The 8723-nt window shown below is 60.2% G+C and carries 10 protein-coding genes and 2 pseudogenes; 5 read left to right on the plus strand and 7 right to left on the minus strand.

The window, feature by feature from the left end:
- A pseudogene (locus tag ACLRGI_RS22820) lies at window positions 1-101 on the plus strand (IS982 family transposase); the annotation flags it as partial.
- A gap of 20 nt (window positions 102-121) precedes the next feature.
- Here ACLRGI_RS22820 and ACLRGI_RS22825 read toward each other — a convergent pair.
- From ACLRGI_RS22825 to ACLRGI_RS22840, 4 genes are all read right to left on the minus strand, one after another.
- Window positions 122-934, minus strand: a complete 813-nt coding sequence (locus ACLRGI_RS22825) for a hypothetical protein (protein ID WP_419203726.1) — start codon at window positions 932-934, stop codon at window positions 122-124.
- 955 nt (window positions 935-1889) lie between these two features.
- Window positions 1890-2369 carry a hypothetical protein gene (locus tag ACLRGI_RS22830; RefSeq protein WP_419203727.1) on the minus strand — a complete coding sequence of 160 codons (480 nt, stop codon included), beginning with the start codon at window positions 2367-2369 and terminating at the stop codon, window positions 1890-1892.
- 7 nt (window positions 2370-2376) lie between these two features.
- Complete coding sequence (locus ACLRGI_RS22835; protein ID WP_419203728.1) at window positions 2377-2991, minus strand: hypothetical protein; 615 nt, start codon at window positions 2989-2991, stop codon at window positions 2377-2379.
- 121 nt (window positions 2992-3112) lie between these two features.
- On the minus strand, window positions 3113-3595 hold the full coding sequence (locus tag ACLRGI_RS22840; protein ID WP_419203729.1) for a hypothetical protein: 483 nt from the start codon (window positions 3593-3595) through the stop codon (window positions 3113-3115).
- Window positions 3596-4116: 521 nt separating this feature from the next.
- On the opposite strand from ACLRGI_RS22840, the pseudogene ACLRGI_RS22845 reads away from it, so the two are divergent.
- From ACLRGI_RS22845 to ACLRGI_RS22855, 3 genes and pseudogenes are all read left to right on the plus strand, one after another.
- Window positions 4117-4200, plus strand: a pseudogene (locus tag ACLRGI_RS22845) (Lsr2 dimerization domain-containing protein); the annotation flags it as partial.
- Between the two features lie 80 nt (window positions 4201-4280).
- Complete coding sequence (locus ACLRGI_RS22850) at window positions 4281-4367, plus strand: Lsr2 family DNA-binding protein (protein WP_419203734.1); 87 nt, start codon at window positions 4281-4283, stop codon at window positions 4365-4367.
- Between the two features lie 268 nt (window positions 4368-4635).
- Window positions 4636-5151, plus strand: coding sequence for a hypothetical protein (locus ACLRGI_RS22855; protein ID WP_419203730.1), 516 nt, complete (start codon window positions 4636-4638; stop codon window positions 5149-5151).
- On the opposite strand, the gene ACLRGI_RS22860 is transcribed toward ACLRGI_RS22855, so the two are convergent.
- The 3 genes from ACLRGI_RS22860 to ACLRGI_RS22870 are packed head-to-tail and all read right to left on the minus strand — an operon-like array spanning window position 5126 to window position 7564.
- Window positions 5126-6019: a DUF817 domain-containing protein gene (locus ACLRGI_RS22860; RefSeq protein WP_419203735.1), complete on the minus strand. Its 894-nt coding sequence runs from the start codon at window positions 6017-6019 to the stop codon at window positions 5126-5128. The genes ACLRGI_RS22855 and ACLRGI_RS22860 overlap by 26 nt on opposite strands.
- Window positions 6012-6803, minus strand: a complete 792-nt coding sequence (locus tag ACLRGI_RS22865; protein ID WP_419203731.1) for an oxygenase MpaB family protein — start codon at window positions 6801-6803, stop codon at window positions 6012-6014. Before ACLRGI_RS22865 ends, ACLRGI_RS22860 begins: the two co-directional genes overlap by 8 nt.
- A 17-nt stretch (window positions 6804-6820) precedes the next feature.
- Complete coding sequence (locus ACLRGI_RS22870) at window positions 6821-7564, minus strand: TetR/AcrR family transcriptional regulator (RefSeq protein WP_419203732.1); 744 nt, start codon at window positions 7562-7564, stop codon at window positions 6821-6823.
- Between the two features lie 142 nt (window positions 7565-7706).
- Between ACLRGI_RS22870 and ACLRGI_RS22875 the strand changes: the two genes are divergently transcribed.
- On the plus strand, window positions 7707-8639 hold the full coding sequence (locus ACLRGI_RS22875) for an NAD-dependent epimerase/dehydratase family protein (RefSeq protein WP_419203733.1): 933 nt from the start codon (window positions 7707-7709) through the stop codon (window positions 8637-8639).
- Window positions 8640-8723 lie beyond the last annotated feature (84 nt).

Below are 8723 nucleotides of genomic sequence, written 5' to 3' on the forward strand. Positions count from 1 at the left end.
CCCGGGTAGCAGCCAGACTCCTCGCCCTCGCCGCAGGCATCTGGCACAACTGGCGCATCAACGCGCCCCGCAAGCGCTCCCTCATCGCCTACGACCACTAAATCCAATAGGACTTAATCATCTAGTTAGGCCATATCTCAAAGCTCAGGTTGTCAGGTGTGGTCTTGCTGCGGCAGATGACATCCGCCTGTCCGGCTTGCTTTTCCCCGGCGCTGGCGTAGAAGCAAATGAAGTCCGAGGTTTCGGTGTTCCGCGCACCGACTGGGGTTCCTGTCTTAGATACGCGGTCGAAGGTGGCTTGGGCCTCATCACATGACATCCCGGTGAGTTTCTCGTACCGGTTCCCTCCGCCAATGCAGCCAACCCTTGTGACTTTCTCTGGGTGCAGTACCAAGGATGTGATGACCTTCGCCGTCTCCTGGAATTCTGCACTCTCTGCATAGGTCTTCGCCGCAGCGGTTATCTGCTCCATGCTGGGAGTAGTGGCGCCTTCGAGTGTGGGCACATGGCCTCGGAAGGAAACGAAGTATCCGCCGCCGGGGATCTCTATGTCTGATCTATCGAGGGATTCTTTGCTGTCTGCCGGCATCAAGCCGTAGACGGCGGCTTGGCTTCCGATCCCTTGTCCTGGGTATCCCTGAACAACCAGGTTTACGTCCTGGCCGGCAGGTCCTTTGATCCCTGGCACCGGTGAGCTGAAGCCTGTGTCGAAGCCATAGCCGAGGCTGAGGTAAGCGAGCGTTGACACCTTATCCCGCAGTACTGCTCTTTTTTTACCTTGGGCGTCAGTAACGGCGTAGGCATTGGCTTCGCCTTCGGCCGGAGCGACTGTCCAGCCCGTCGGGTAGGTAAAGCTCAAGGTGCCGTCCGGGGTCGTGAATGTCTCACCTGAGCGTGCTGTGGCAGAGGGGCTCTGGGTGGTCGATGAGGCCATCGAAGCTTTGGCCAGATTGAGGCTCCATGACGGTACAGCCGGGTTCCAATCCCGAGCCCGGCGAATCTTTCCCAGTCACTCGACGGTCCGGGTTTGTCAGGATCGATCGACGCGATGCGATAGGGCTTTGAGTAGACCCCGCCGAAACCGTCTTGCGTGTCCGTGAAAACCGCCCTGAGCCCGGATTGTTTGTGCTGAACGATCATGATCCTGGCACCGCTCTCTGCAGTACCTTCCTCTCGGAGGAATTCATCAGATGCCGCAGCTCTTTTGCGGTAGTCGATTTCCTCCTGGGCAGTGGCTTGGATGAAGTCCGGTGTGAGCAGCTGGCGGATTGAGGGCGCAGACCCTAAAGAAACGAGCCCAAGGTGGGCTTCGGGGAAAGTCACTGAGCCTTCATGCAGACGGTGGTGAACATTCTGGGTGATGACCTCAATGTTGGCCTCTGCGACTGGCCCGTATCTATTTCCACCGTCAACGAAGTGTGGGGCGGCGGAGTGCCACACGCTCATGACCATGAGTTCGGCCATTCGATGAAGGTCAGCGCTCGTGAAACGCTTCGCGTAACGGGCTTGTGCCGCTGTGGCCTCTTTGAGAGCCCTTGATATATGCAGCGCATCCACGAGTCCCCACCAAGGAAGAAAGCGCTTCTCGGCCTGAAGATTCTCGACTCGCCTGCTGTGACGCTCCCAAGCAAGTACGTCGGTGACTTTCGAATTCAGATGCACGGCACTGGTCATGTTCTACTTCCCTTTGAAGCCCCGCAGCACGCTCAATACTGGGGCGCCGGGGGTTATGCGTCATTCAGTTCCATGGGAGCGGGATACTCGGGCAGTTACTTTCAGAAGATCCTTACCTGACAGTCCGCCTTACAGCGAAAGGAGAGAGCCTGCACCCCTCACGGGGGCAGCCTCTCTCCTTGACCCGACACCTTGTGTCTACCTTTGTCGGAAGGTCATTCTGGCGAGGAGACCGACGTTTTCGTAGGCGTTGCCCTCGACCCCGGTGTCCGCTGGATTGAGACCAGAGCCATAACCAGCAGAGCCCCCACGGCGAGGAGCACCATCTGCGATTGCGAGCCACCTATATAGCTTCTGAGAAGAACGTTACCCACAATGGCCTCACCCCCTGAAACCGTCGCACCAATGACATACGACACGGTCAGGAGCACAGCCGGAACGAGGGCAGCGAGCAATCTTCCCAGCCCAAACAAGCCGCCCAGGACCTGACGCAACAATAGAACCGCTGTGAAGCAGATAACTACGACAACGAATTGGAGTTCCCACGGAAAACGCGGTGAAACGCCGGCCGTCGGTCTACCTAAAAGGTCAACCACGTAGCCCCCTCGACTGGCATCGACGAAAATGCCTACATAACCAACGATGGTGAGGGCGACCAAGCAAATTAAGCTGGACAGCAACGTTCGAATAGCCATTTGACTCCTATTCTGGGAACTTCACAAAAGTGAAAGTGTCTGCTGTGCCCTCGATGGGAAGCTCACTGACAGCCGGGAGGCCGTCGTTGGGACGCTGAAGAACAAGCTGCCCGGGTCCGTCCGAACGCACCTGATTGAGTGCTCCGGCCTCTCGGGCGGCAGGGACGGACGCCAGAGCACTGGTGTCGACGTCTGCCGGCAACAAGTGAGCAACGACCTTTGAGCTTGGATCGGAGCCCGAGGCCATGGCTGTAAGCCCGCTGTGCACAAACTTTTCAACAGCAATACATGCCGCTGTACTCGAGTGCTCCGTGCTATTTGTTTGGACGATGAGGCAAACCTCGCGGCCTGAATGGTCCTGACCAGTCGAGTACGTTGCTTTGTCATCGACCGCGATAACCCTGACAGAGGCTTTGTCCACGCGGCTGATGATCGGTTTACTCATTTTGTCCGCAGCAGCGGAATCGGCTTGAACCTGCGTGGCGGCGAGAACAGGAACAAGATCCGTCCCGCTGATGCTTCGCTGCTCTCCGGCAAGCGCCGGAGAAACCCCGATGCCAAGGGTGATAACCGCGACACTGCCAACGGAAAGGAAGACTGCTGACGTCTTAGAAATTTTCATTTTTCCCCCGAATCTGACTGACTACTAACCAATAAACTGATCGCAAAGAAGCTGCGGATTATGGCGCGCTTCAGGGTAGGAAGTGTTCCACCAGCACTTGCTCTCACCATAGTGGTATGGGTCATGTCCGTAATAGGACCAAGCATTGCCGTTGGCGCCCGTAGGAGACAGCGTTCCCGTTGGCGTAGTTGTATGTGCCGCCAAAGGAATACGATTGGAACCCCAGTGGCGGCGTGTACCCGACGTGAGTTTGCCCGCCGCTCAGGTTGTCGATGAAACCACTACCTCGAACCTGGTTCGCGTAGTTGAAATCAGCGTGGTAGCGGCGGGTATAGGCCTGAGCCGCCGTTGACGCCATGATCACGAATACCAGCGCGAGCAGCGCTGCTACTAACAGTGTGACCGGGCGCGTGATCTTAGTTCTGTTTGACGCAAGTACTAATGCCGAGTTATTCATAAAACCCCCCAATTCTAGCTTTTTCTTCGGATGCGGTGAGGCTAACATGAACTCCGATTCCCCGCTTGTCACGCCCTTTTGCCATCGATTCTGCGTAATTGACTGGAACTCAAAGGCAAAATGTGCCTCACCGTTTTCCACAGGCAAGGCCCAACCTAGATCATGCTTTGACCCCTTAGGCTGACGCTGCTGGACGGGTAAGGACGGGTACCACTGAAGCCGGCCTGGTGGTCTCCAATTGAGGCGGGATACTTCAGGATGGGCACTCCCCTAGCCAGCCTGATCCACGGGTCCCGGGAAACATCAACGACCTGCAAGGGCGAACGCTTTCTTCCCGCTGAAGCATCGGCGAGAGCTCTGACTCTCATAGTGACTGCAGAAGAATATGGTTCTTCGCGAATGGCGGGGATCGGCGCCGTATTGTCGCCTGGGTGGCCACCCACCGTGCCCTGGGAGCCAGCACACCAAGTGTGAACCAACTCGGGCTTCCATCTCACCTAAGTTCCCTCACATCAGCGCCGGGCAAATCCGTTAACAGCGACAGCCGCAAACGTTGGCGCATAACGGCGTGCTTCCGCTCGTAGACTTCCTTTCATGGCACAAACGCGCATTATTGAAATCTTCGATGACCTCGACGGGACACCTGAGGCACGCCCCACACCCTCAGCCTGGACGGAGTCACGTACGACATCGACTTATCAGAATCCAACTTCCAAAAGCTAGCCGATGGGCTGGGGCCCTACATCGCAGCTGCCCGGAAGACCAAAGGCCGAAGCGGACGCTCTTCCGCTAAACAGCAGATAACGCGGGAGGATCGGTCGACGATCCGCACTTGGGCAAATTCAACGAATACCGGATCGCACCCCGCGGCCGCGTGCGCCAAGAAATTGTTGACGCGTACCACGCTGCCCAGTCCTAGCCAATGCCAACGCAACGGGATCCTTATGCAGAGGCCGGCCATCTTAGGGGCTACCTGGCGACTGCGTTTTCCCGCGGAAAGACCAAGCAGGGAATGCAGCAGCAGTTCACAACGGGAGCAGATTGATCCGAGCAGCGCAACCGACGAAGAGGAGGCCACCGGGTCTCCTCTTTTGCTTTGCTCGGTGCATCATCCTTACGCGTGTTGAATGTCAGCCTCCGGCGCACCAGGGAGGACCATGAAGAGTATCAAGATAGAAAGTTGGGCCATGAGCGACCAGTTGGATCAGGAGGTCCGGGCCGGGGCGCATCTCCTTCCGTTGTTCACGCTGACCCACTGGGACGGACCCTCGATGCTGGAATCCTGGCAACTGGACGGCAGCGAGGGAAGCGTGCTGCACGGCGATGCCTTCATGCCTACAGGGCCGTTGCTGGAAGTGGTCACCACCAACCAGGACCCCCAAGGGACTGCCCGGAACCGATGGCGCGCCTCGGCGGGAATCCCTCACAACCTGGAGGAACTCCAGCGGCAGGATGCAATGTTCAATGCCCTCCCCAGCGGGCTTATCACCATCACGGTGGACGGCGCTGCCACAGAATTCTCCCTCTGGCCCGGAAAGAACTCCTGGCTCGCCGCGGGGGCATCCGGCGGCTTCGGAATCGTGATCGACGCCCAACGCAACCCGCCCCCACCGGAAGCGGTCAGACTCACCCGGGTGGCCGACGTCGAGCCCTTGCTTCAGGCGCGACGAGCAGCACTCAGGGCGCTACGCGGCGAAGCGTAGGGCTCTCCCCGACTCCGGGAGCGTCGAGCGGCTCCGGTTTGTACACCCAGGCCACCAGCACCACCGAAATGATCATCAGCAGGAACCACGCCAGGAGCTTGTCGATGGAGACCGCTTGCCAACCCTCCAGCTGGTTCGGGTACAGCCACGCACGCGACCACGTGCCGATGTTCTCGGCAAACCAAATGAACAGCGCCACCAGCAGGAACGACACCAGGATCGGCATCTTGAAACGACGCCGGAACACCCTGAAGTGCATCACGCACCGCCCGTAGACAAGCACGACGGCGGCCAGCAGCACCCAGCGGGCGTCGAAGATGTAGTGGTGCGAGAAGAAGTTGACGTAGATTGCGCCAGCAACAACGGCCGTGATCCACCGCCGCGGATAACGGTCAAAGCGGAGGTCGAACAAGCGGAAAACGCGCACCATATAGGAACCCACGGCGGCGTACATGAATCCGCTGAACAACGGTACGGCCCCGATCCGCAGGACCCCTTCCGCCTCATAAGCCCAGGACCCGACGTCCGTCTTGAATAACTCCATCACCGTCCCCACCACATGGAACAGCAGGATCACCCGCAGCTCCCGGAGCGTCTCGAGTTTGAAGCTGATCATGAGCACTTGAATAACGACGGCGGCGATGGTCAGGAAGTCGTTCCGGGCGAGGCCGGCGTTGTCCGGGTACCAGAGGCGTGCCGCGATGATCACTGCCAGCAAGGCCGCTCCGAACACGCAAGCCCATGCCTGCTTCAGTCCGAAGACCACAAACTCGGTGAGCCGCCCGCGCATGCGGCCAACGCGGGGACGATCCAAGTAGCGGTGGGCGGCGTCGTCGATGGACTGCTCAACCGAGGTGAAGTTACGCACCATTCGGCGCCTCACTTGGCCTAAGTCGGCTCAGGTAATAGTCCCTGGGCCAGTGACGGATCCGCTGCGGCAGTCTCGGATAGACGCGTCCCACTATGCGCATGGTCCGTTCGAAGCGCCGCGCGTGAGCCGGGCCCCAGTCGAATCCGAAACCCTCACGAAGGTGTTCAGGCAACAACCCCGCCGTGAGGAAACGAGCCAGCGGCATGGCCAGGCGCATCATGGCCGGACCCGCTGCCGGATAGAGCAGGTCGCGGGCGATTTTGCGCGCCTTCTCGTCGGGCTGCAGCGTTGCCACGTGCGCGTCCCAATACGCGGCAAAGGCGGCACGGTCAGCGGGCCATTTGTCCGGCGGAAGCTGCAGTGCCGTCCCGATCCGCGCATAGTCGGCGTACATGCGATCGGCGGTTTCGTCGTCGAGCGGTCCGTGAACCTGCTCGTAGACCGTGACGGCCGTGTCATAAAGGGTGGCGACAACCCACAGTTGGGAATCGGCGTCGAAGGCGTTGTAGCCGGCCGAAGCGTCGTCGGCATTGCGACGAACCGGCGCGTGGGCACGATTGACGGCACGGCGAACGGCAGTGACCTGCTCTTCCGTGCCGTAGACAACGGCGTAGACATAGGTCAGCGTGGCCCGAAGCCTGTCCTGTGGCCTGTGGGCGAAGTCGCTATGGTCCGCAACTCCGTGCCCAACCCGGGGGTCGGCAATTTGAAGGAGGATCGCGCGGCCCGCACCAGCCAGAAGGACACCTTCCGCACCAATGTCTGCAAGTCCTCGAGCCATCTGAATACTCTAGCGCCCTAGCCTTGGAGCCCCACGAGGCCTTGAAGCATGCTCAACTGATGCTCGAACAGCTCGTCCCGGGCCTTGAAAGTGTCCGGACCATACTGCCCGAACACCTCGAAACTAACCGCCCCAAACACGGACGTCCACACCAACACGCCCCGCGCCAGTGAGGCGTCCGGCACCGCGAGGTTCAGTTCGGTTCGGATGCTCGCCAGGTCTTTTGCCAAAGCCGGAGGAATCACGACGGCGGGAGTCGCCTCGGCGTCCAAGGCACCCGCGCCGTAGGCGGCGTCGAAGATGCTCACCAGGCGGTAGATGACCCGGGTTCCAGGAACCGTGGTGCGCTCCCCCGGCGCTTGATAGCCGGGAACGGGACTGCCGAAGAGCAGCGCGTAGCTGGCCGGCTCGCGGATGGCCCAAGCCCGGACAGCCTTTGCGAGCGCCTTGAATCGCCCGGCGAAATCATCTTCGGGCAGGGCATCCACGGCGGCGTCTACTTCGTCGCCCAGCTCGTTGTAGCCGTCGATCAGCAGGAGCGTGAGGAGTTCGTCGCGGCTCTCCACATAGCGATACACAGCAGAGGAAACGACGCCGAGATCCCTCGCGACTGCCCGCAGGGACAGGGCGGCTGCGCCATGAAGAGCCAGGTGCTCCCTGCCTAGCCGGATGATGTCTGCGATGGTCTGGGCGCGGGCGCGCTCGCGGGGAGTTGAAGGCTTCTCCTTGGCCTTCGCGGAAGCGGGTTCGACTGATGTCATGACCACAGCTTGCCATAACAGAGAGCGCTGTGAACAAGCGAGAGCACTGCTCTTGACTTTAAATACTTCCTGGTTCATCCTGATTGAGAGAGCAGTGCTCTCCCTTTAGATTTCTTGACACATACTCGAAAGAAGGACCACCATGTACATCGTCACCGGAGCAGGGCCTGTTGGTTACACAGTGGCCGAACAACTCGCAGAGCAAGGCCATGAAGTACGCGTCCTGACCCGCTCTGGCAGCGGCCCCGACCATCCCTTGGTGGAGCGTATGCGGGTGGACGCTTCCGATCCCGATCAGTTGGCCCGCGCCGTTGGCGGAGCTTCCGCAGTTTTCCACTGCATCCACGGCTCGGCATACAGGGCGGCAGCGTGGGCCGCCGAACTCCCGCAAGCCGAGCAAGTGGTGATGGATGCCGCGGCAGCCGCGGGCGTCGTCGTCGTCTTCCCTGAAAGCCTGTACTCGTATAGCAAGCCGGACCAGGTCATGACGGAATCGAGCCCTCGGGAGGCTTCCGGCGGAAAGCGTGGCATCCGCGTACAGCTGCTGAAAGCACGCGAGGCACACAAAGCCAACACCGTGAGCGTCGTGGCCGGAGACTTCTATGGGCCTCAAGTGAAAATGGCCCATGCCGGAGAACGAATGGTTCCCCTGGTGCTGGCAGGCAAGCAGATCCAGGCAATCGGAAGCGCCGATCAGCCACACTCCTTCACCTACGTTCCGGACCTGGCCGCGGCCATGATCGCCGCAGCACTGAAGCCCGGGCTTTGGAACAGCGTGCTGCACGCCCCCACCGGCCAGCCAATGACCCAGCGCGAAGTGGCCGAGGCCTACGCCGACGCTGCAGGTGTGTCCGTCCCGAAGGTGAGCGCCGTGCCTGGTTGGGTGCTGCGGGTAGCCGGCGTCTTCTCGATTGACATGCGTGAGCTGGCCGAGATGCTCTATCAGTTCGAGCGCCCCTTCGTGATGGACTCGGCCGCTAGCCAACGGATCCTGGGACTCCAACCCACTCCCCTCGTGGACGCCGCAGCAGCCACAGTTTCTTGGTGGCGGGACGCCGCACGGCAGGCCGCCTAGCAACAGAGCAGGAGCCCCGGCAGCCTAGATGATTAAGTCCTATTGGATTTAGTGGTCGTAGGCGATGAGGGAGCGCTTGCGGGG

It is taken from the genome of Paenarthrobacter sp. PPS72, from assembly GCF_048537125.1.
Lineage (GTDB): Bacteria > Actinomycetota > Actinomycetes > Actinomycetales > Micrococcaceae > Arthrobacter > Arthrobacter nitroguajacolicus_E.